This is a genomic window from Rhodoferax sp. LS1P39, from assembly GCF_056521425.1.
On sequence record NZ_JBWMAV010000011.1, the window covers coordinates 22,303 to 44,038 of the forward strand.

At 63.0% G+C, this 21,736-nt stretch carries 15 protein-coding genes; 13 read left to right on the forward strand and 2 right to left on the reverse strand.

The window, feature by feature from the left end:
• Positions 1 to 42: 42 nt before the first annotated feature.
• The gene (locus tag AC097O_RS16795; RefSeq protein ID WP_479594050.1) at positions 43 to 4,923 is read right to left on the reverse strand and encodes an NACHT and WD40 repeat domain-containing protein; all 4,881 of its coding nucleotides are present in this window, start codon (positions 4,921 to 4,923) and stop codon (positions 43 to 45) included.
• A 166-nt stretch (positions 4,924 to 5,089) separates the two neighbouring features.
• Here AC097O_RS16795 and AC097O_RS16800 point away from each other — a divergent pair, with 166 nt between their 5' ends.
• The 4 genes from AC097O_RS16800 (at position 5,090) to AC097O_RS16815 (ending at position 9,639) form a co-directional block, all read left to right on the forward strand.
• A complete protein-coding gene (locus AC097O_RS16800) occupies positions 5,090 to 7,198 on the forward strand; it encodes a 3-hydroxyacyl-CoA dehydrogenase NAD-binding domain-containing protein (protein ID WP_479594051.1) in 2,109 nt (702 codons plus the stop codon).
• Between the two features lie 12 nt (positions 7,199 to 7,210).
• The gene (locus AC097O_RS16805; RefSeq protein WP_479594052.1) at positions 7,211 to 8,386 is read left to right on the forward strand and encodes an acetyl-CoA C-acyltransferase; all 1,176 of its coding nucleotides are present in this window, start codon (positions 7,211 to 7,213) and stop codon (positions 8,384 to 8,386) included.
• A gap of 92 nt (positions 8,387 to 8,478) precedes the next feature.
• Positions 8,479 to 8,685, forward strand: a complete 207-nt coding sequence (locus AC097O_RS16810; protein WP_479594053.1) for a hypothetical protein — start codon at positions 8,479 to 8,481, stop codon at positions 8,683 to 8,685.
• A 24-nt stretch (positions 8,686 to 8,709) separates the two neighbouring features.
• Positions 8,710 to 9,639 carry a glutathione S-transferase family protein gene (locus AC097O_RS16815; RefSeq protein ID WP_479594054.1) on the forward strand — a complete coding sequence of 310 codons (930 nt, stop codon included), beginning with the start codon at positions 8,710 to 8,712 and terminating at the stop codon, positions 9,637 to 9,639.
• Between the two features lie 2 nt (positions 9,640 to 9,641).
• Here AC097O_RS16815 and AC097O_RS16820 read toward each other — a convergent pair whose 3' ends face one another.
• Positions 9,642 to 10,379, reverse strand: a complete 738-nt coding sequence (locus AC097O_RS16820; protein ID WP_479594055.1) for a DUF1223 domain-containing protein — start codon at positions 10,377 to 10,379, stop codon at positions 9,642 to 9,644.
• Between the two features lie 130 nt (positions 10,380 to 10,509).
• Here AC097O_RS16820 and AC097O_RS16825 point away from each other — a divergent pair, with 130 nt between their 5' ends.
• From AC097O_RS16825 to AC097O_RS16865, 9 genes are all read left to right on the forward strand, one after another.
• On the forward strand, positions 10,510 to 11,976 hold the full coding sequence (locus AC097O_RS16825; protein ID WP_479594056.1) for a sensor histidine kinase: 1,467 nt from the start codon (positions 10,510 to 10,512) through the stop codon (positions 11,974 to 11,976).
• Positions 11,977 to 12,000: 24 nt separating this feature from the next.
• Positions 12,001 to 14,055 (forward strand): hybrid sensor histidine kinase/response regulator, encoded by a 2,055-nt coding sequence (locus AC097O_RS16830; RefSeq protein WP_479594057.1) that lies wholly within the window; start codon positions 12,001 to 12,003, stop codon positions 14,053 to 14,055.
• Positions 14,056 to 14,185: 130 nt separating this feature from the next.
• Positions 14,186 to 15,826, forward strand: coding sequence for a phosphoglucomutase (alpha-D-glucose-1,6-bisphosphate-dependent) (gene pgm / locus AC097O_RS16835; protein ID WP_479594058.1), 1,641 nt, complete (start codon positions 14,186 to 14,188; stop codon positions 15,824 to 15,826).
• Between the two features lie 84 nt (positions 15,827 to 15,910).
• Complete coding sequence (locus tag AC097O_RS16840) at positions 15,911 to 16,648, forward strand: sulfite exporter TauE/SafE family protein (protein ID WP_479594059.1); 738 nt, start codon at positions 15,911 to 15,913, stop codon at positions 16,646 to 16,648.
• Positions 16,645 to 16,995, forward strand: a complete 351-nt coding sequence (locus AC097O_RS16845) for a winged helix-turn-helix domain-containing protein (protein WP_479594060.1) — start codon at positions 16,645 to 16,647, stop codon at positions 16,993 to 16,995. Before AC097O_RS16840 ends, AC097O_RS16845 begins: the two co-directional genes overlap by 4 nt.
• Before the next feature lie 30 nt (positions 16,996 to 17,025).
• Positions 17,026 to 17,700 (forward strand): molybdate ABC transporter permease subunit, encoded by a 675-nt coding sequence (modB, locus tag AC097O_RS16850; RefSeq protein WP_479594061.1) that lies wholly within the window; start codon positions 17,026 to 17,028, stop codon positions 17,698 to 17,700.
• Between the two features lie 6 nt (positions 17,701 to 17,706).
• The gene (modA, locus tag AC097O_RS16855; RefSeq protein WP_479594062.1) at positions 17,707 to 18,441 is read left to right on the forward strand and encodes a molybdate ABC transporter substrate-binding protein; all 735 of its coding nucleotides are present in this window, start codon (positions 17,707 to 17,709) and stop codon (positions 18,439 to 18,441) included.
• Positions 18,438 to 19,208 (forward strand): ABC transporter ATP-binding protein, encoded by a 771-nt coding sequence (locus tag AC097O_RS16860; RefSeq protein ID WP_479594063.1) that lies wholly within the window; start codon positions 18,438 to 18,440, stop codon positions 19,206 to 19,208. The genes modA and AC097O_RS16860 overlap by 4 nt, the downstream gene beginning before the upstream one ends.
• 108 nt (positions 19,209 to 19,316) lie before the next feature.
• Entirely contained in the window at positions 19,317 to 21,674 is a 2,358-nt protein-coding gene (locus tag AC097O_RS16865) for a Tex family protein (RefSeq protein ID WP_479594064.1), read from the forward strand.
• Positions 21,675 to 21,736 lie beyond the last annotated feature (62 nt).

A 21,736-nucleotide genomic window follows, 5' to 3' on the forward strand; every position in this document is an offset into this window, starting at 1 on the left:
TAGGTCTAGTTTAGCCCCGTAAAAGTAGACGCGTTGCCTACATCAGTATTTGGCGGAGATGTCGTCCCTAGGTACGAAACGCCAGCGATCTGCGTTAACCAGCTTTTCATGCGCCATAGGACCGAATTCTGCGAGAGCTTCGCCCAGCATATAGCGACGGTTGGACTCGTTAGCGGGCTCGGCGGGGTCACGGTATTGAAGTTGCCAAACCGGCCAGTCCGGACCGTCTAACTGGAGTGTTCGGGTTTGCTGGGATAACCAAATTCTGGTTTGGGTGGCGGGGCGAAGCTCTAGATTGCAAACCCAAGCCGCTTGTATCCAGCTCCAGGTACGGATTTCTGTGCCGCTTGCAGTAAGCAAGGTTTGCCCATCGGCGTTGAAGGCGCAGGCTATCAGTCCGCCCTCATGGCCGGAGAGTATCTGTAGGCATTCACCCTGGCGGCTCCACAGCCGCACAGTGTTGTCCCAGGACGCGGTAGCTATCCTTTGCCCATCGGCGCTGAGGGCGCATGAGATCAATGCTGCCTCATGGCCGGCGAGGACCTGCAGGCATTCGCCCTGGCGGTTCCACAGCCGGGCGGTGTTGTCCCTGGACCCTGTAAATAAAATTTCCCCGTCGGCGCTGAGGGCGCAGGCGGTCAGCGCCTCCTCATGGCCGTAAAGTATCTCTATGCATCGACCCTGGCTGTTCCACAGGCGGGCGGTTTTGTCCCTGGATGCGGTGAGCAGAGTTTGCCCGTCGGCACTGAGGGCGCAGGCGGTCAGCGTCTCCTCATGGCCGTAAAGTATCTGCAGGCATTCGCCCTGGCGATTCCACAGGCGTGCGGTTTTGTCCCTTGACGCGGTGAGCAGAGTTTGCCCGTCGGCACTGAGGGCGCAGGCGGTCAGCGTCTCCTCATGGCCGTAAAGGACTTGCAAGCATTCGCCCTGGCGATTCCACAGGCGTGCGGTTTTGTCCCTGCACGCGGTCAGCAGCCTTTCCCCATTGGCACTAAGGGCGGTGGATAGGTCCATTGCGCCTTTATGGCCGGAGAGGACCTGCAGGCATTTACCCCGGCGGTCCCACAGCCGGGCACTTTTGTCATGGGACGCTGTAAGCAGGGTGTGCCCATCGGCGCTAAGCGCGCAGGCGCTCAGTGCGCTATTGTGGCCGGAGAGGACTTGCAGGCATTGACCCTGGCGGTTCCACAGCCGGGCACTTTTGTCATGGGACGCTGTAAGCAGGGTTTGCCCATCGGCGCTAAGCGCGCAGGCGCTCAGCTCGTCTTCATGGCCAGAGAGGACCCGAAGGCATTCACCTTGGCGGTTCCAAAGTCGGGCAGTTTTATCATCGGACGCGGTGAGCAGAGTTTGCCCATCCGAGCTGAGCGCGCAGTCGCTTAGCGCCTCCTCATGGCCGGAGAAGACCTGCAAGCATTCGCCCTGGCGGTTCCATAGCCGAGCGGTTTCGTCCCAGGATGCGGTAAGCAGGGTTTGTCCATCGGCGCTTATAGCGCAAGCGCTCAGCACAACTTCATGACCGGATAGGACCTGTAAGCATTCGCCCTGACGGTTCCACAGCCGGGCAGACTTGTCCCAGGATGCGGTAAGTAGGGTTTGCCCATCGGCGCTAAGCGCGCAGGCAGTTAATTCATCTTGATGGCCTGAGAGTATCTGCAAGCATTCGCCACACCGGTTCCATAACCGGGCGGTGTCGTCCACGGACGCGGTGAGCAGAGTTTGCCCGTCGGCGCTGATGGCACAGGCGTTTAGCGCGCCTTTATGACCTGAGAGGACCTGCAGACAATCTCCCTGGCGGTTCCACAGCCGGGCGGTGTTGTCCGTGGATGCGGTAACCAGGGTTTGGCCATCGGCACTGAGCGCGCAAGCGGTTAGCACTCCTTTATGACCGGATAGGACCTGCAAACATTCGCCCTGGCGGTTCCATAACCGGGCGGTGTAGTCCCAAGATGCGGTAAGAAGGGTTTGCCCATCACCACTGAGCGCGCATGCACGAACCGATGCTGTGTGTCCCGACCAGTTCAAAGACCACCCACTGGGCAAGGCCTGATTTGGTATTGCTGAGCCGGAGTTCCAAGGCTTGTCGCCACCGGTCCTGCAGCCCACAGCTTGCAAGGCCTGGGTGTGTGCGCCGGTGGTGTTGATTCGGTCTATGTTTACCTTACGCCAGCGGCTGGCTTGCAACTGGGCATTGTCAAAGTTTGCAGACTGGCCTTGGAGATGATCGAACCGCGCTTGGCGGCAATCTGCATCTGCCCAACTGGATGTTTTCAGGCGGCAGTGGGACCATTGGCTTTCTGCCAGCAAAGCACGGTCGGCGCACAGGGTGTCCAACTGCAGACCAGAAAATATATGGCGCTCCAGCGGTAGATCGCTGATATCCAGCACAGTAAGCCCCCAGTGGGATGGGTTGTGCTCATGCAAAAACAACAAACTCAGCCTAGCCTTCTGGTCAGCCGTATCCGCACGGGCAAGGTGTTTGCTCAGTGTGTTGCGCACCTGATTCTGGATATAGCTGTCTATGGTTATTTGGTGTTGCTCTAAAAACACCAAGGTTTCTACCGAAGGACTAAGGCTGTTCCACACCTGGATGTCGTCGTGTTCCAGGCTACGGTGCAGGCGCAGCGCCAAAAAGTATTCCAAGATAGATGTATGGGCAAACGAGAAGCTGTCTTCTCCCGGTCGCACCAGAAAGGTGGCGTTGCGTAGGTCGGTAAGCAACGTGGTTTCTGCGGCTTTTTGATACAGTGGTGTAGCGCTGCGCACCGGATCCAGCCTCAGCCAAATTCGGAACCACTCTGCAAGTTGACTCCACTTAATTTGCCGTGCGCCGCGCTGCCACAGATATAAGGCCAGGTCTTGCATCAAGATGGCCTTGTCCTCTGGCAGTAACTGGTGCTTGCCAGTATCGCGGTCTAGCCACGCTTGCACCATCCAGGCATAAAGGGTGGCACCGTTGACCACTGTGCCTTCGCGCTTGGCCTGCTCAATGCTATCTATCTGAGCGCACACCATCTTCAGGCCTTGTGGGCGGCTGCTGACCTCCACCAGGTTATGCACACTGGCAATCAGGTCGTACAGCACTTGTGGGTCGTGCCCTGGGGCGTGCTGCTGTAGATAGGCCAGTACCTGGGTTGGGGTGAAGGGCAGCATCTGCCAGGCGCGGGGCTTGGCTGCGCGGTGCTGCTCGCGCCCCAAGCCCAGGATTTGTTCGTTTTGATTGTGGGTGCTTTTGAAGTAGTGGGTGCGGCAGGTCAGCAGCAGCTTTCCCGGTGCCTTGCTCCCCGTGCCAGGGTTTAGGTGGCGGGGCCAGTGAGAAAAAGGCAGGGCGGAGAACAGCAGGTTGATGAACTGCTGGCCCCAGGCCTCGTCTGGGTTATGGGCCAGCACTTCGTCCAGGCCGTCAAAAATGAGCAGGGCACCTTCTTGCTGCGCTGCTTGCAGTGTGTCCTTGCCCGTGGGTGCCGTCTCGCCCGCTGGAGTGCTGCGGGCGTTCAAGCGGTCGAGAAAATACTCAAGCCTGGGCAAGTCTCCGCCCAGCAAGGCGCGCTTGTCTTCTATGGCGCGGCGCAGGTCCAGGTAGATGGGCGTGGGGGTAGGGCTGCTACCCGGCTCTGCGCTCTGGATGCGCTGCTGCAGCGCCTGCGCCAGCAACTGGGTGTTCCAGGTTTTTCCCATGCCGTATTCGCCCAGCAGCACTGCAAATGGGGTATCGGTGGGGTCACAGGCCCAGCGCAGCATGGCGGGCACGATTTCCACGCTTTCTTCCGTCGCAACTTCTGTGGGCACAGGGGTGTCGTTCGCTTGCCTGCGTTCGCGAGCGGACTCTAGCTGGCGCAGGTCTCTGCCCAGGCCCGGGACGTTTGCCCCTGCATTGACCTCAAGGGGGGCTAGGAAGTGGCGCGTTGCGCATGGCGCAGTGGGTTGTCTTTTTGCACCCGGTTTAGGTGCTGGACTGCTGCTATGGGGCAGAGGTGGCGGCAGACTGGTCTCGACCAGTTGGATGAGCTGGTCAATCAGCTTTTCTTCAAACACCCGCTTGAGCGCGGAGTTGTTAAGACATTGGTCCCATGTATGGTTTTGATCGTCGTGGTGGACGTGTAGTAACTGCGTCCGGTCGCCCTTTTTTGTGCGGTCCAGCACCCCCAGTTTGTGGGTGCCTTCTTTTACAGGCGCTAGCTGAACAGCAATAAAAGGCTTCAAGAGTTTGCCCACCGCGTTGCGAAACAAAGGCCACTCGCTTTTCTGAATATATGAACTTCCGCATGCAGATGGTGACACTAGCAGCAGCCCTGCGATCGCACGTTGAAACTCTACTTGCATGGTCTGGTGGTCGTTCTGACCGCCGTGGATACCGTCATCGCCAATAGTGCTGCGAAAGGTCCAGAAGCTGATTCGTGCAGCCAGGCTTGCGGACCTGGCCCGCAGGCCGGTTTTTAGGCCGTCCAGTAATGCAACGGCTAGTTTCTGGTCCGCGCCAGCGAAAGACACTGCGACCTGCAGCGGACTCAAGTCCACCGCATGGGCGGGTACGCTGTTTTGTTGCAGCATGTAGTCCGTTACCAGTTGCGTGCCCGGTGGCACGGCGGGTTGCAGATGCGCTTCGACTTCCAGCCAGAGTAGCTGGTTAGGCCCGCCTCGTCCTTTGGGGGTAACTAGTACCAATTTGCCTAGGCCTGCTTTGTTGGCAGCGAGGCTGATGGCGGCTTTGAAAGTGGCTAAATCGCTTTTGATGGAGTCGGCCGTCAAGCCTGGGTACAGGGCTTGAGATATGGCCGATCTGGCTACCAATCCATCGACACTGATCGCCAACAATGTCATAAGTGCACGAAAACGCTCCTGGTGCCGTGCGTCAACACCCGCCAGATGGTGCTGGATTTGGTTTAAAAGCTGTACTGCATGCGAGGGGGTAACGCGGTTCATTTGCTTTCTCCAAGGCGGATATCCATCAAAACATATCTTTAATATTGCTTAAATACAAGCATCTGCTGGTTTGTCCCAACTGGGACAAACCAGCAGACATGAACCTGCCGTGAGCCTCTAGAATAAAAATCGAACGATCGTTCTATTTCAACCCCGAGGTGTACGCATGACAGCTCCCAATCCCTATTACCTAGTCCACGGCAACGTTGCCGTGATCACCCTGAACAACCCGCCGGTCAACGGCCTGGGCCTGGCGACGCGCCGTGCGGTGACGGCCGGGCTGGCGCAGGCGAATGCCGATGCGGCGGTGGTGGCGATTGTGCTGACCGGTGCGGGCAAGGCGTTTTCGGGTGGGGCGGACATCAAGGAATTTGACACGCCGCAGGCGATGCAGGAGCCGAACCTGCTGAGCATGATTCTGGCCATCGAGCACTCGGCCAAGCCGGTGGTCGCTGCCATCCACTCTGTCTGCATGGGCGGTGGGCTGGAGACGGCCCTGGGCTGCCACTACCGTATTGCCGCGCCCGGCTGCAATGTGGCGCTCCCCGAAGTCAAGTTGGGGCTGATCCCCGGCGCGGGCGGCACGCAGCGGCTGCCCCGGGTGCTGGGCGTGGAAGCGGCGCTGAACATGATCGTCAGCGGCGAGCCGGTCAAGAGCGAGCTGCTGGCATCGCTGCCGGGCCAAAAGCTGTTTGACAAGCTGGCCGCGTCGGCCGAGTCGCTGATGGAAGAGGCCCTGGCTTTCGCCCAATCCATTGCCGACGTGCGCCCCCTGCCGCTGGTGCGCAACCTGAAGTGCAAGCACCCGCAGGGCGATGCCTACTTCCAGTTTGCCCGCAACATGGTCAAGGGCATGGCCAAGAACTACCCGGCCCCGCTGAAGTGCGTCGATGCGGTAGAAGCTGCGACGAAGCAGAAGTTTGAAGCGGGCATGGCTTTCGAGCTCAGCACCTTTTTGAACCTGATGTGGACTCCCGAGAGCCGGGCACTGCGGCATATTTTTGCGTCCGAGCGTGCAGCCTCCAAAATACCCGATGTGCCCACTGATACAGCACAGCGTGCTATCAACAGCATAGCGGTCATCGGCGCGGGCACCATGGGCGGCGGCATTGCCATGAACTTCCTGAACGCAGGCATTCCGGTCAAGATGCTTGAGGCCAAGCCGGAAGCCCTGGAGCGCGGCGTGGCCACCATCCGCAAGAACTACGAGGCGCAAGTCACCAAGGGCAAACTCAAGCAAGACAAGTTTGAGCAGCGCATGGCCCTGCTGAGCACCACGCTGAATTACGACGACCTGGGGGAAGCCGACATGGTGATCGAAGCCGTGTTTGAAGACATGGGCGTGAAACAAGTGGTTTTCCAAGAGTTGGACCGCGTGATGAAGCCCGGCGCGATCCTGGCCAGCAACACGTCTACCTTGGACCTGGACCGCATCGCCAGCTTCACCAAGCGCCCGCAGGACGTGGTGGGCACGCATTTCTTCAGCCCCGCCAATGTGATGAAGCTGCTGGAAGTGGTGCGCGGCAAGGCGACGGCCAAGGACGTGCTGGCCACGGTGATGGCGCTGGGCAAAAAGATCAAGAAGACCTCGGTGGTGTCCGGCGTGTGCGATGGCTTCATCGGCAACCGCATGATCGAGCAATATGGCCGCCAGGCGGGCTTTTTGCTCGACGAGGGCTGCACCCCGGCGCAGGTGGACAAGGCCATGGAGAAGTTTGGCATGGCCATGGGGCCGTTCCGCATGGGCGACCTGGCGGGCAACGACATCGGCTGGGCCATCCGCAAACGCAAGTACGTGGAACAACCCGGCGTGAAGTACAGCAAGACAGCCGATCTGCTGTGCGAGCTGGGCCGCTTTGGTCAGAAAACCGGCGCGGGCTGGTACGACTACCAGGCGGGTAAGCGCGATGCGATTCCTAGCGCCCTGGTGGAGAAGATGGTGGCCGACCACCGTGCGTCGCTGGGTATCACGGCGCGCAAGATTGGCGATGAAGAGATCGTGCAGCGCCTGGTGTTTGCCATGGTGAACGAGGCCGCGCACATCCTGGAGGAGGGCATTGCCTCCAAATCCGGCGACATCGACATGGTGTACCTCACCGGCTACGGCTTCCCCATTTACCGCGGTGGCCCCATGCACTACGCCAATGAGATCGGGCTGTTCAACGTGGTGCAGGCCATGCAGCGCTTCGCCCAGAACCCGCTGATTGAGGCCGCCTTCTGGACCCCCGCGCCCTTGCTGGCCCGCCTGGCTGCCGATGGCCAAACCTTCAACTAAGGAACACAGAACATGACCGCCGCTGTAATCGTTTCCACCGCCCGCACCCCTCTGGCCAAAAGCTGGAAGGGTTCTTTCAACATGACCCACGGGGCCACCCTGGGCGGCCACGCGGTGCAGCACGCCATCCAACGCGCAGGCATCGAGGCCGCCGAAGTCGATGACGTGATCATGGGCTGCGCCACGCCCGAGGGCGCGACCGGGGCCAACATCGCCCGCCAGATCGCCTTGCGTGCAGGCTGCCCGGTGACGACATCGGGCGTCACCGTGAACCGCTTTTGCTCGTCCGGCCTGCAAACCATCGCCATGGCTGCGCAGCGCATCATTGCCAACGAGGGCGATGTGTACGTGGCGGGCGGGGTGGAGAGCATTTCCTGTGTGCAGCAAGAGATGAACACCCACATGCTCACCGACCCCTGGCTGGCCAAAAACAAGCCCGAAATCTACTGGAACATGCTGCAAACCGCCGAAATGGTGGCCCAGCGCTACGGCATCAGCCGCGCGCAGATGGACGAATACGGCGCGGCCAGCCAGCAAAAAGCCAGTGCCGCCCTGGCCGCCGGGCTGTTTACCGCCGAGATTGCGCCCATCACCGTCACCATGGGCGTGGCCGACAAGGTGCGCGGCCTGATGACCAAGGAAGTCACTGTGAGCCAGGACGAAGGCATCCGCGAGGGCACCACGGCCGAGGGCATTGCCGGGCTGCGCTCGGCGATTCCGGGTGGGCTCATTTCAGCCGGTAACGCCAGCCAGTTTTCCGACGGTGGCGGTGCGGTGGTGGTGATGAACGAAACATTGGCCAGCCAGCGCGGCCTGCAGCCGCTGGGCCGTTTTTTGGGCTTTGCGGTGGCGGGCTGCGAGCCGGACGAAATGGGCATCGGCCCGGTGTTTGCCATCCCCAAGGTGCTCAAACGCCTGGGCCTGAAGGTCAGCGACATCGACCTGTGGGAGCTCAACGAAGCCTTTGCGGTGCAGGTGATCTACTGCCGCGACAAGCTGGGCATTCCGGCCGAGCTGCTGAACGTGAACGGCGGCGCGATCGCCGTGGGCCACCCCTACGGCGTGAGCGGCCAGCGCCTCACCGGCCATGCGCTGATCGAAGGCAAGCGGCGCGGTGCCAAGCGGGTGCTGGTCACCATGTGCATCGGCGGCGGCATGGGCGCGGCGGGTGTGTTCGAGGTGTTATAAAAATAGTAGCTGCTCTCGCCCATTCCATAAGCGCTAGCGGCCTATTTCTCATAAATCTGGCACACGGTGACACACAAGGTTACAGTGCGCCCATGTTCACCGAAAAAACCATTCGCCGGGTCGACAACGCCATCTGGATCCTGCTGTACGGCGGGCTGCTGACGCTGGTGCTGGGCCTGTTCACCCAGCGCGCCGACGACGACCTGGGCCTGGCCCTGGTGGTGGGCGGCGGCATCGCGGCGGCGCTGGGGGCGGTGCTGCTGTATCTGCGTTCGCGGATGAATTCGAACCAACCCTGACAAGAATCTATACCGGAGACCTGCATGGCCGATCTGATCCTGCACCACTACAAGAACTCGCCCTTCGCCGAAAAAATCCGCCGCGTGCTGGCTTTCAAGCAGCTGGCCTGGCAGTCGGTCAACATACCGCCCATCGCACCCAAGCCCGATGTAGAGGCGCTCACCGGTGGCTACCGCAAAACCCCCATCCTGCAAATCGGGGCCGACATCTACTGCGACACCGCGTTGATTTGCGACGTGCTGGAGCACCGCCAGCCCACGCCATCGCTCTCACCCGCCAGCCACAAGGGGCTGGCGCGGGTGCTGGCGCAGTGGGGCGACACCTCGCTGTTTGCCGCTGCCATGGCCTATAACCTGCAGCCCCAGGGCCTGGCGCAGCTGTTTGGCAAGGCACCGCCCGGCTTCGCCCAGGCTTTTGCCGACGACCGGACCAAGATGGGCGGCATCGTCCCGCGCCTGCGGCTGGGGGATGCCACTACCGCTTACAAATCCTACCTGCGCCGCATCGCCAGCATGCTGGAGGACCAGGCGTTTTTGGTCGGCAACACCCCCTGCCTGGCCGACTTTGCGGTCTACGCGCCGCTGTGGTTCACCCGCGTAAACGTGCCGGATATCGCCAGCATTCAGGACGCCACCCCCGGCGTGCAGGCCTGGATGGACCGCGTTGCAGCCTTGGAGCTGGGCGACGCCGGGCGGCTGAGTTCGGCGGACGCAATTGCCTTGGCCGCAGCCGCTACCCCGGTAGCCTTGTCGGACGAGGTGTTCCAGGACGACCACGGCATCGCTCTGGGCAGCCAGGTACGCATCCACGCCGAGAGCTTTGGCCTGGAGGCGAGCCAGGGCGAACTGGTGGCCGCCACCCGCATGCACTTCACGCTGCGCCGGGTGGACGCGCGGGCGGGCACGGTGCACGTGCACTTTCCGCGCATCGGCTACGTGCTGCGGGCCGTTTAGTTTCAGCAGGGCGCGGCCAGGGCCTGCAGCGTCTTGCCCGTCTGCGGGTCAAACACCACCAGATTCACCTGCCGGGGGTGGGCCGGGCTGCTGGCAATGCTGCGAAAGTTCAGCTTTTGCGGCGCACGCAAATCGCTCGGGTACACGCCCGCCGCCACATACTGGCGCACCACAAAGTCGTGCTGCAGGAACTCCCCGGCGTTTTCACCTGCTTGCACCTTGGAGCTGTGGCCGTTTTCGGTCACCGTCCAGTAGGCCGACCAGCGGCCTGGCGCGTCTGCTGCGGGCGTGACCAGGGCCTCGAACTGGTCGGGTGCCAGTTGGCGCAGGCTGATCTGGGCCAGCGCGGGCTCGGCGGCCATGCCTGCCACCGTACCGCCCCAGCGCTTCCATTCCTTGCCGTTCAGCACCGCCTGTGGCGTGTAGATATTGGCCTGCTGGTTCCACGCACCCACCTGGCGCTGGCGCACGGTGTGGGCGGGCGTGGCAAAGCGGTCTACCCAGCCCAGCTGGTCCCAGTAGGCCACGTGGAAGGCCTGCACCACCGCAAGCTGCCCCTTGAGCTGGCTGAGCCACTGGTCGGCGGGCGGGCACGAACTGCAACCCTCTGATGTGTACAGCTCCACCACCGGCAGCCGGTTTTTACCCGATGCATGCGTGCACATGGCTTCAGAAGAAAATACGGCTCCCGTGCTTATGGATAGGGCGGTAGCAGCTATAAATTGAATAGTGTTTGCCATGGAAGTTCCTGGACAAAGTGGGCGGTATCCATAGGTCGGGGCAAGGCGGCAAAGCTTACAAATTTCTTGCCAACCCGTAACGAAATACGAACGAAGTAGTAAGCTAGCCCGGACGTTGATTGGCATCCACATGCAGCACACCCACTCCATTCGATTCCGGTTTATTTTTCTGATGGTGCTGATTATTTCCACCAGTCTGGGATCGTTTGGGGCCTGGAATTACTTTGAAAACAAGGCTTTGCAAGAGCAGGCCTTGCAAAAGAATATCCGTGGCACGGTGGAGCGTTTATCCATCAGCCTGCCCAGCGCGGTATGGGAATACAACGCCCGCCAGATCGAGAAAATCGTCAACGCGGAAATGCGTGCGCCGTACATGAACCGGATCGAGGTGGTGTATGGCAACCAGCAAAAATTTGACGTCAAAAACCAGCGGGGGTTTGCCGACGATATTGTGCAAACCGCCGAGCTCAAACTGCCGGGCAGCGAAGACATTGAAAACTTCGGCCAGGTCACCATCCATGCCACCCGGCACGAGATCAACGCCAATTTGCGCCAGAGTTTGAAGCTGCTGGTTATCCAGATCATCGGCCTGAATATCGCCACCGTGGCGGCTTTGTACTGGGTGCTGACGGCGGGCGTGCTGCGGCGCCTGGGGCGGGTGCGCGACGCCCTGGGCCATATCGCGGCGGGCGATGCCAATCTGGCGCTGCGCCTGCCCGCCAGCAGCAGCCAGGAGTTCAACGAAGTCTCGGGCCAGTTCAACACTTTTGTGGACAAACTGGAGCGCACCATGGGCGGCTCCATCGACACGGTGCACCGCAGCATCCAGCGCATCTCGGCAGGCGATCTGGAGTCGCCCATCGCCGCCCACCCGCAGTACCCCGATAGCGTGCTGGCCCAGCTGGCGGTGATGCAAACCAATCTGCAAAAAATGGTAGCCCAGCAGAACCAGGTGGCCAGCGAGCTGCAGCGGGTCAACCACCTGGCCCACCAGGCCCTGGAGCTGACCCAGTCGGGCCACTGGACCATCAACGCGGACCAGCCGGACGTGCTGTTTTCATCCGAGCGCAATGCCCTGATCTGCGGCGAAGCACTGCGCCCGCCCGACTGGAAATTTGATGCCCAGAGCGAAATGTGGGCCCGCATGGTGCAGGCCGATCCGGTGCTGGCATCCCAGGCGCGGCAAAACTTCCAGGATGCCGTGGCCGGGCGTGTCGATGCCTTCGATGCCACCTACCGCTACCAGCGGCCCAGCGATGGCCGGGTGGTTTGGCTGCACACCCTGGCCCATGTAGAGCGCGATGCCCAGCAGCGCATGGTGCAGATGCAAGGCGTGAACCAGGACATTACGCATGTCAAAGAGGCCGAAATCGCCATCATCCGGGCCCGGCAATCGGCGGAAGACTCGAACCGCGCCAAATCGGATTTTCTGGCCAATATGAGCCATGAAATCCGCACGCCCATGAACGCGATTATTGGCATGACCGGTTTGGCCTTGAACACCGAACTGACCCGCAAGCAGCGCAATTACATCGAGAAGGTGAATGTGTCCGCCGTCAATTTGCTGGGCATATTGAACGACATTCTGGATTTCTAGAAAATCGAAGCTGGCAAGCTGGATATGGAAACCACCCATTTCCAGCTCGACCAGGTCATGGGCCATCTGGCCGACCTGATTTGCCCCAAGGCCGAAGACAAGGGTGTGGAATTTATATTCGATACCCGTGCCGATATTCCCCAGACCCTGGTGGGCGACCCCTTGCGCCTGGGGCAGATTTTGCTGAACCTGGCGGGCAACGCGCTCAAGTTCACATCGCAAGGCGAAATCGTGGTGGGGGCGGAACGGGTGGAGCCGCCCGCCAACGCCGCCGACACCAAGCACGTCACCCTGCATTTCTGGGTGCGCGACACCGGCATCGGCATGACGCCTGAGCAGCAGCAAAAGCTATTCCATGCCTTCACCCAGGCCGACACCTCCACCTCGCGCAAATACGGCGGCACCGGCCTGGGCCTGACCATTTCCAAAACCCTGACCGAGCTGATGGACGGCCAGATGTGGGTGGAAAGCCAGCTGGGCGTGGGCAGCACCTTCCACTTCACCGTGCAGTTGATGCGCCAGTCGGAGCAGGACTTTGAGCGCCGCCGCGCCCGCCGCGAAGACTTCCAGCGCACCCGCGTGCTGGTGGTGGACGACAACGAAAGCGCGCGCGACATCCTCACCAAGCTCAGCACCGCCTTTGGCCTGCAGGTGGATGCCACCGACAACGGCATGAGCGCGGTGGCACTCACCGCCAAGGCGCAAAACAAGGGTGCGCCCTACGACCTGATCCTGCTGGACTGGATGATGCCCAAGGTAGACGGTATCGAAACCCTCAAATGCCTGCAGGCCCAGCCGCGCATCATCCTGCCCAAGGTGGTGATGGTCACGGCCCACAGCAGTGTCGATGCGCTGCAGGCGGCGCAGCAGTCGGGCGTGGGCATCTACAGCGTGCTGACCAAGCCGGTCACCGCGTCCACCCTGTACGACACGCTGACCAAGTCCGTTGGCACCGAGGCCTACGTAGAAAAATCCCGCCAGATGGCCAAGCGCGAAGGCAACCGTGAGAGCTCGGCTAGGCTGCGCGGCATCCGCCTGCTGCTGGTGGAAGACAACGAAATCAACCAGGAACTCGCCTACGAGCTGCTGACCAGCGCCGGTGTGGTGGTGGACATGGCGGCCAATGGCCGGGAGGCGGTGGACAAGGTGATGGCCCAGCCCTATGACGTGGTGCTGATGGACTGCCAGATGCCGGTGATGGACGGCTACAGCGCCACGCTGCTGCTGCGCGAAGACCCGCGCTTCACTGCGCTGCCCATCATCGCCATGACCGCCAACGCCCTGTCCAGCGACCGCGAACGGGTGCTGGCCGTGGGCATGAACGACCACATCACCAAGCCGCTGGATGTCGGGGCCATGTTTGCCACCATCGGCAAATGGGTGGTGTCCGACGCGCTTGCCTCAGCCCCGGCACCGCTGTCGGCCCTGCCCATGCCCACCCCGCCGCGCGCTCCCGATCCGCTGGTGGATCTGGAAGCCATGCCCGGCATCGACGTACGCGCGGGTTTGCGGGTGATGGCGGGCAATGTGGCGTTCTACCAGCGCATGCTGCGCAAGTTCGCCCTCAGCGAACGCGATTTTGGCCAGCGCTTCCAGGCCACGCTGGAGGCGGGCGATGCCAGCACCCTGGCCCGGCAGGCCCACACCCTCAAAGGCCTGGCGGGCAACATCGGCGCGCACGGCCTGTATGCGGCGGCGGATAGCCTGGAGGCCGCCAGCGCTGCCACGCCACAGAATCTTCCGGAACTGGCCCGCCTGATGGCGGCCACCACACAGGCGCTGGACCAGGTGCTGGCCAGCATAGACAGCCTGGGCGGCGGGCAGGAGGGGGCGACGGGGGGGAAACCCACCGTCTTGTCGGAGTCCGACCGGGCCCAGGTGCGCGGCCTGCTGGCGCAACTGGCCCAGCTGGTGGACAACAACGATGCCGAGGCCATGGAGGTCGGCGGCCACTGCGTGGACATGCTGAAGACCACCACCCTGGCTCCGCTGGTCCAGCCCCTGGAGCGGGCGCTGCGCGACTTTGACTTTGAACGCGCCGCCGAGTTGCTGCCACCCCTCCAAAGCGCTTTAAATTAATCCGGATTAATCGCGTAAGGCCCGTGTAACAGGCCCAAAGTGGGGGGCGGGTGTGGTTCAATGTTGCTGCTTGCGCACCCGCCGCGCAGGCCCCAGCGAGACAAACCCACCACAAGAATTGGACCCCTCCATGTCCCACAGCCCCTTAGCCGGTCACACCGCACCGCTTTCCATGCTGGTCAATTTGCCACGCCTGGTCACCGCCTACTACAGCCTGCGCCCCGACCCGGGCCAAAGCACCCAGCGCGTGGCGTTTGGCACCTCCGGCCACCGGGGCAACGCTTTCAACAGCAGCTTCAATGAACAGCATGTGCTGGCCATCACCCAGGCCATCTGCCAGTACCGCGCACTCAACAACATCACCGGCCCGGTGTTCCTCGGTATCGATACCCACGCCCTGTCCGAGCCCGCCGGGGCCACCGCGCTGGAGGTGCTGGCCGCCAACGGCGTGCATGTGATGCTGGCCGAGGGCGACGAATACACCCCCACGCCCGCCGTGTCGCACGCCATCCTGGTCTATAACAAGGGCCGCACCACCGGCCTGGCCGATGGCATCCTGATGACCCCGTCGCACAACCCGCCCGAAGACGGCGGCTACAAATACAACCCTACCAACGGCGGCCCGGCCGACAGCGACATCACCGGTTGGATCGAAAAAGCCGCCAACGTGCACCTGGAAACCGGCCTCAAAGACGTGAAGCGCATGCCCTACGCCCAGGCCCTGCGCGCCGACACCACCCACCGCCACGACTACGTGACCCACTACGTGGCCGACCTGGCCAACGTGATCGACATGGACGTAATCCGCGCATCGGGCGTGCGCATGGGTGCCGACCCGCTGGGCGGCGCAGGCGTGCACTACTGGGCCCGCATTGCCGAAAAATACGCGCTGAACCTCAGCGTGGTGAGCGAGCAGGTGGATGCCACCTTCCGCTTCATGTCGGTGGACTGGGATGGCCGCATCCGCATGGACCCGTCCAGCAAGAACGCCATGGCCTCTCTGATCGGCCTCAAAGACAAATACGACATTGCCTTCGCCTGCGACACCGACCACGACCGCCACGGCATCGTCACCCGCAGCGTCGGCCTGATGCAGCCCAACCACTACCTGGCCGTGTGCATCGACTACCTGTTCCAGAACCGCCCCGGTTGGAATAAAGGCGCAGGCATCGGCAAAACCCTGGTCAGCAGCAACATGATCGACCGCGTGGCCGCGCGCCTGGGCCGCAATCTGTACGAGGTGCCCGTGGGTTTCAAATGGTTTGCCAACGGCCTGTGCGACGGCAGCCTGGGCTTTGTGGGCGAGGAGAGCGCGGGCGCGTCCTTTCTGCGGCGCGACGGCAGCGTATGGACCACCGACAAGGACGGCCTGGTGCCTGCCTTGCTGTCCGCCGAAATCATTGGCCGCACGGGCCGTGACCCCGGCGAAGCCTACAAGCTGCTCACCGATGCCTTCGGCGCACCCGCCTACGACCGCATCGACGCACCCGCCACGCCCGAGCAGAAAAAGAAGCTCGGCAAGCTCACCCCGCAGCAGGTCACCAGCTCCGAACTGGCGGGCGAGCCCATCACCAAGGTGCTGACCGCGGCCCCCGGCAACGGTGCCAGCCTGGGTGGCCTGAAGGTGATGACCGAGAACGGCTGGTTCGCCGCGCGCCCCTCGGGCACCGAGAATATTTACAAAATCTACTGCGAAAGCTTCCACGGCGAAGAGCATCTGCGCCGCATCGCCGAGGAAGCGCAAGGCATTGTGGATCTGGCCCTGGCCTGAGATTGCTATGCATTGAATAGCTTCTCGTGCTGATGGAATAAGCGCTAGAGGCTATTTTTATCTTTTTCTTTGAGGAAAGCCCACGTGCTTGCATTGATTCTGGTGGCGGGGCTGTGGGCGGGTTTGCAGAACTCTCTGGCCGGGGGCGGCTCCTTCGTCACCTTGCCCGCGCTGATGTTGACCGGCATGTCGCCGCTGGCGGCCAACATTACCTCGACCGTGGCGCTGTTTCCAGGCCAGCTCACCTCCGGCTTTGCGGGGCGCAAGTTGGTCACCGGTGCAGGCGCGTTGCCGTTTTGGGCGCTGCTGGTGGTCAGCGTGCTGGGTGGGGCGGTGGGCGGCCTGCTGTTGCTGCACACGCCGTCGGACATCTTCACCCGGCTGGTGCCCTGGCTGGTGCTGTTTGCTACGGTGGTGTTTGCCTGGGGCAGCTTTTTCCGCAAGCCGGGGGAGGCCGCAGTGCGCATCGGCCCGGCGGGCGCGGCGGTGGCGCAGTTTTTCATCGCCATCTACGGCGGCTACTTCGGCGGTGGCATCGGCTTCTTGATGATGGCGGCGCTGACCATGGCCGGGCTGCCCACCCGCAACGCCGGGGCCACCAAGAACGTGCTGGCCGGGGTGATGAACGCCTCTGCCGTGGCCTTGTTCATCACCTCGCCGCAGGTGCAGTGGCAGCCCGCCCTGGTGCTGGGCGCGGGCGCCATCGTCGGCGGGCTCATCGGCTCCTGGGCGCTGCACCGGGTGAACGAAAAATACCTGCGCATCGCCATCGTGGCGATCGGCGTGTGCCTGACCATCGGTTTATTCGTGAAGCCGCTGTGACCACCCGCAAAACCCAGTTCCGCCTGCGCATCTACCGCGATGCCAGCATTGCCATCGGGCCGGGCAAGGTCGATCTGCTGGAAGCCATTGCGCAGACCGGCTCCATCTCGGCGGCGGCCCGCCAGCTCGGCATGTCGTACCGGCGCGCCTGGGTGCTGGTAGACGAGATGAACAAGGCCCTCGTTGCACCCGCCGTGACCACGGTCGCCGGGGGCGTGCAGGGCGGGGGCACGGCGCTGTCGCCGCTGGGCGAGAAGCTGGTGCAGCATTACCGCGCGGTGGAGGAGGCCGCCCGCAACGCTGCGGCGGCGGATATTGCGGCACTGCAGGAACTGCTGGCACCTTAGCGCTATATCCGGCCCGATACAATGCGGGCCATGCCTGCGCTTCTCGCCACCATGGACTGGTTTCCGCTGATCCTGTCACTCAAAGTGGCGGCAGTGGCGACGCTGTTGGCCACCATCGCGGGCATTGCGCTGGGCTGGGTCTTCGCCCGCAAACAGTTCCCTGGCAGCGGCGTGCTGGAGGCGGTGTGCATGCTGCCGCTGGTGCTGCCGCCCACGGTGATCGGCTACGCGATTCTGGTGGCGGCAGGCAGGCGCAGCCCGCTGGGCGGCTGGCTGCGCACGCACCTGGACTACACCATCATTTTCAGCTGGCACGGCGCGGTGGTCGCCTCCAGCATCGTGGCCTTGCCGCTGGTGCTCAAGTCGGCCAGCGCGGCGTTTGCCGGGGTAGACCGCTCACTCGAAGCCGCGGCCAGCACATTGCGCCAAAGCCCGTTGTCGGTGTTTTTGCGCGTCACCCTGCCTCTCGCCTGGCCCGGCATTTTGGCGGGCACGCTGCTGGCCTTTGCCCGCGCCATGGGCGAATTTGGCGCGTCGCTGATGGTGGCGGGCTCAATTCCGCAGCAGACCCAAACCCTGTCCATGGCGATTTACGACTCCGTGCAGGCCGGGCAGGACGACCTGGCCCTGCTGCTGGTGGCCATCACCTCGCTGCTGTCGATCACCGTGCTGGTGCTGTCGAACCGCTTTTTTTCACTCCGTTAAATTCCCATGCGCCTGACCAGTCTTTTCCTGTTTTTGCCGTTGGCGGTATCCGCCCAGCAAATCACCGTATCCACCGCCGCCAGCCTCACCGATGCGTTCAAGGAACTCGGCCCCAGGTTCGAGGCCAGCCAGCCCGGTGCCACGGTGCGCTTCAACTTTGCCGCGTCCGGCGTGCTGCTGCAGCAAATCAGCCAGGGTGCGCCGGTGGACGTGTTCGCCAGTGCCGACCAGGACACCATGGACCGCGCGGCAGTGCAAAAGCTGGTCCGTCCTGAGAGCCGCAAAAACTTCGCCACCAACAGCCTGGTGCTGGTAGAGCCGGGCAAAGACGGCCCCGGCCTCAAAACCTTGCAAGACCTGACCGGGCCTGCCGTGCGCAAAATCGCCATCGGCAAGCCCGCCACTGTGCCCGCAGGCCGCTACACCCAGCAAACCCTCACCAATGCCAACCTGTGGACGGTACTGGAGCCCAAATTCGTACAGGCCGACAACGTGCGCCAGGTGCTGGATTACGTGTCACGTGGCGAGGTGGAGGCCGGATTTGTCTACCGCACCGACGCGATGCTGTTTGGCGACAAGGTGAAGATCGTTCTGACCCCGCCCGGCCACACGCCCGTGTCGTACCCGATTGCCGTGGTCAGCGACAGCCCGCAGAAGGCTGTGGCGCAGAACTTCGTCAACTTCCTGTCCACCGAAGCGGCCCAGCAGGTTCTCAACAAATACGGCTTCGGCAAACCTTGATCGATGTAGACATCCAACTCAGCGTCTCCGATGGCCGCAGGCGCTTCGACCTGGCGGTGCGCTTCGCCAGCGACGTGCCGTTTGCCGCGCTGTACGGCCCGTCGGGCGCGGGCAAAACCCTGACCTTGCAGGCCATGGCCGGGCTGCTGCGGCCCACAAGCGGCCATATCCGGCTGGACGGGCGTACGCTGTTCGACGCAGCGCAGAGCATCAACATCCCCACGCCCGAGCGCCGCGTGGGCTACCTGCCGCAAAACTACGCGCTGTTTCCGCATTTGTCGGTGCAAGAGAACATCGCCTTCGGCTTGAAAAGCTGGCACAAACGCAGCCTGTCGGCCCCCGAGCAAGCCCACATCCAGACCCTTTTAGACAGCTTTGGCCTGTCCGCCCTGGCCCACAGCCGCCCGGCCACGCTGTCGGGCGGGCAGCAGCAGCGGGTGGCCTTGGCCCGGGCCCTGGCCTGCCAGCCCCAGGTGCTGTTGCTGGACGAGCCGTTTGCGGCCTTGCACCCGGCATTGCGCCAGAGCCTGCGCGAAGAGTTGGCCCAAGTGCGCCGCCAGTGGGGCATTCCGGCTTTGATGATCACCCATGACGTGGACGACGTGCTGGCCCTGGCCGACGTGGCTTTTGTGTTCGACGCCGGGCAGGTGGTGCAAGAGATCGACCTGGCGGATGCCACGGCGCGCAGCCAGGCGCGGGTGGCGATGGGCGGGGTGGCGCACACCCCGTTGCAAAGCAAACTGCGGCAAATGCTATTGAATAAGTAGCTTGTCACGCTTATGAAATAAGCGCTGGAGGCCAATTTCATGCCTAAATTTGGCCTCTAAACGGCTGTGGCAAACTCTCGCCCTTGTTGACCCAATAGCACCCCGTTCATGCAGAAAATCATCCGCCAGCTCAGCCTCGAAATCAAAGCCCGCGAGGAGCAAGTCCGCGCCGCCGTGGAGCTGCTCGACGGCGGGGCCACCGTGCCGTTTATCGCCCGCTACCGCAAGGAAGTCACCGGCGGGCTGGACGACATCCAGCTGCGCGAGCTGGAAACCCGCCTGGGCTACCTGCGCGAGCTCGAAGACCGCCGCGAAGCGATTGTGAAAAGCATCGAGGAGCAGGGCAAGATGACCGACGCGCTGCGCGCTGCCTTGTTCACGGCCAGCACCAAGCAGGAGCTGGAAGACCTGTACCTGCCGTTCAAAACCAAGCGCCGCACCAAGGGCCAGATCGCCCGCGAGTCCGGCATAGAGCCGCTGGCCGACCAGCTGTTTGCCAACCCGCTGCTGGTGCCCGCCGAGGCCGCCCAGCCGTTTGTGAAGGCCGAAAAAGGGGAGAACGGCGATGACTTCACCACCGTGCAGGCCGTGCTGGACGGCGTGCGCGACATCCTCAGCGAGCGCTGGGCCGAAGATGCCGCCCTCATCCAGAACCTGCGCGGCTGGCTGTGGAATGAAGGCCTGCTGCGCAGCAAACTGGCCGCAGGCAAGGACGAAAACCACCCCGACATCGCCAAGTTCCGCGACTACTTCGACTACGACGAGCCCATGGGCCGCATCCCCTCGCACCGCGCGCTGGCCGTGTTCCGGGGGCGGGCGCTGGAGTTTCTGGATGCCAAGCTGGTGCTGCCGGTCGAACCCGAGCCGGGCAAGCCTTCATTGGCCGAGGGCCGTATCGCCATCCACCTGGGCTGGAGCCACCAAAATCGTCCCGCCGACGACCTGATCCGCAAATGCGTGGCCTGGACCTGGCGCGTCAAGCTCAGCCTGTCCACCGAGCGGGATTTGTTCGCTAAGCTGCGCGAAGACGCGGAAAAGGTGGCTATCAAGGTCTTCGCCGATAACCTGCGCGACCTGCTGCTGGCCGCACCCGCCGGGCCGCGCGTGGTGCTGGGGTTGGACCCAGGCATCCGCACCGGCGTGAAGGTGGCCGTGGTCGATACGACGGGCAAGCTGGTGGAAACCGCCACCGTCTTCCCCCACGAGCCGCGCAAGGACTGGGAGGGCTCGCTGCACACCCTGGCCAAGCTGTGCATCAAGCACGGCGTGAACCTGATCGCCATCGGCAACGGCACGGCCAGCCGCGAAACCGACAAACTGGCCGCTGATTTGATGAAGCTGCTGGAAAAGCATGTGGACCCCAGCGGCGCGCCCAAGACCGCCATGCAGCGCGTGGTGGTCAGCGAGGCGGGCGCGTCGGTGTACTCCGCCAGCGAATTCGCTTCCCAAGAAATGCCCGACGTGGACGTGAGCCTGCGTGGTGCCGCCAGCATCGCCCGCCGCCTGCAGGACCCGCTGGCCGAGCTGGTGAAGATCGACCCCAAGTCCATCGGCGTGGGCCAATACCAGCACGACGTGAGCCAGAACGACCTGGCCCGCAGCCTGGAGGCGGTGGTGGAAGACTGCGTCAACTCGGTGGGTGTGGACCTGAATACCGCCAGCGTGCCCTTGCTGACGCGGGTGTCGGGCCTGTCGGCCACGGTGGCCAAGGCGGTGGTGCGCTGGCGCGAGGCCAATGGCGCGTTCAAAAACCGCAAGCAGCTCATGGAGGTGAGCGGCCTGGGCGCCAAGACCTTCGAGCAGAGCGCGGGCTTCTTGCGTATCCGCGGCGGCGACAACCCGCTGGACATGACCGGCGTGCACCCCGAAACCTATCCGCTGGTGCAAGACATCATCAAGGTCACGGCCAAGCCGGTGACCGAGCTGATGGGCCGCGCCGACATGCTCAAAACCCTGCGCCCCGAGCTGTTTGCCAATGAAAAATTTGGCGTGATCACCGTCAAGGACATCATCGCCGAGCTGGAAAAGCCCGGCCGCGACCCGCGCCCCGACTTCAAGGTGGCCCGCTTCAACGACGGCGTGGAAGACATCAAGGACCTGGTCGAGGGCATGGTTCTGGAGGGCACGGTGAGCAACGTGGCCGCGTTTGGCGCGTTTGTCGACCTGGGCGTGCACCAGGACGGCCTGGTCCACGTGAGCCAGCTCAGCCACAAGTTCACTACCGATGCCCGCGAAGTCGTCAAGACCGGCGACATCGTCAAGGTGCGCGTGGTCGAGGTGGACGTGGCCCGCAAGCGCATCGCCCTGAGCATGAAGCTGGGCGAAGCCCCGGCTCGCCGCGATGGGCCGCGTGACAACCGCTTTGAAGGTGTCGCGCGCGGCCAGCAGCAGCCCCGCCGCAATGACGGCCCGCCCGCCCAGTCGGCCATGGCTTCGGCTTTTGCCAAACTGCAGGGTGGCCGCTAACGCATTTTCTCCCTCCCCCACCGGGGGAGGGTCGGGGTGGGGGCGGTTTTCTGCTTTACCAT

What these genes read in the sequence shown, in the direction of transcription:
- AC097O_RS16830 (WP_479594057.1), top strand. Translation starts at nt 12,001, where the DNA reads ATGGAAACCACCCATTTCCAGCTCGACCAGGTCATGGGCCATCTGGCC.
- modB (WP_479594061.1), top strand. Translation starts at nt 17,026, where the DNA reads ATGCCTGCGCTTCTCGCCACCATGGACTGGTTTCCGCTGATCCTGTCA.
- AC097O_RS16820 (WP_479594055.1), bottom strand. Translation starts at nt 10,379, where the DNA reads ATGGCAAACACTATTCAATTTATAGCTGCTACCGCCCTATCCATAAGC.
- AC097O_RS16825 (WP_479594056.1), top strand. Translation starts at nt 10,510, where the DNA reads ATGCAGCACACCCACTCCATTCGATTCCGGTTTATTTTTCTGATGGTG.
- AC097O_RS16800 (WP_479594051.1), top strand. Translation starts at nt 5,090, where the DNA reads ATGACAGCTCCCAATCCCTATTACCTAGTCCACGGCAACGTTGCCGTG.
- modA (WP_479594062.1), top strand. Translation starts at nt 17,707, where the DNA reads ATGCGCCTGACCAGTCTTTTCCTGTTTTTGCCGTTGGCGGTATCCGCC.
- AC097O_RS16815 (WP_479594054.1), top strand. Translation starts at nt 8,710, where the DNA reads ATGGCCGATCTGATCCTGCACCACTACAAGAACTCGCCCTTCGCCGAA.
- AC097O_RS16805 (WP_479594052.1), top strand. Translation starts at nt 7,211, where the DNA reads ATGACCGCCGCTGTAATCGTTTCCACCGCCCGCACCCCTCTGGCCAAA.
- AC097O_RS16795 (WP_479594050.1), bottom strand. Translation starts at nt 4,923, where the DNA reads ATGAACCGCGTTACCCCCTCGCATGCAGTACAGCTTTTAAACCAAATC.
- pgm (WP_479594058.1), top strand. Translation starts at nt 14,186, where the DNA reads ATGTCCCACAGCCCCTTAGCCGGTCACACCGCACCGCTTTCCATGCTG.
- AC097O_RS16810 (WP_479594053.1), top strand. Translation starts at nt 8,479, where the DNA reads ATGTTCACCGAAAAAACCATTCGCCGGGTCGACAACGCCATCTGGATC.
- AC097O_RS16865 (WP_479594064.1), top strand. Translation starts at nt 19,317, where the DNA reads ATGCAGAAAATCATCCGCCAGCTCAGCCTCGAAATCAAAGCCCGCGAG.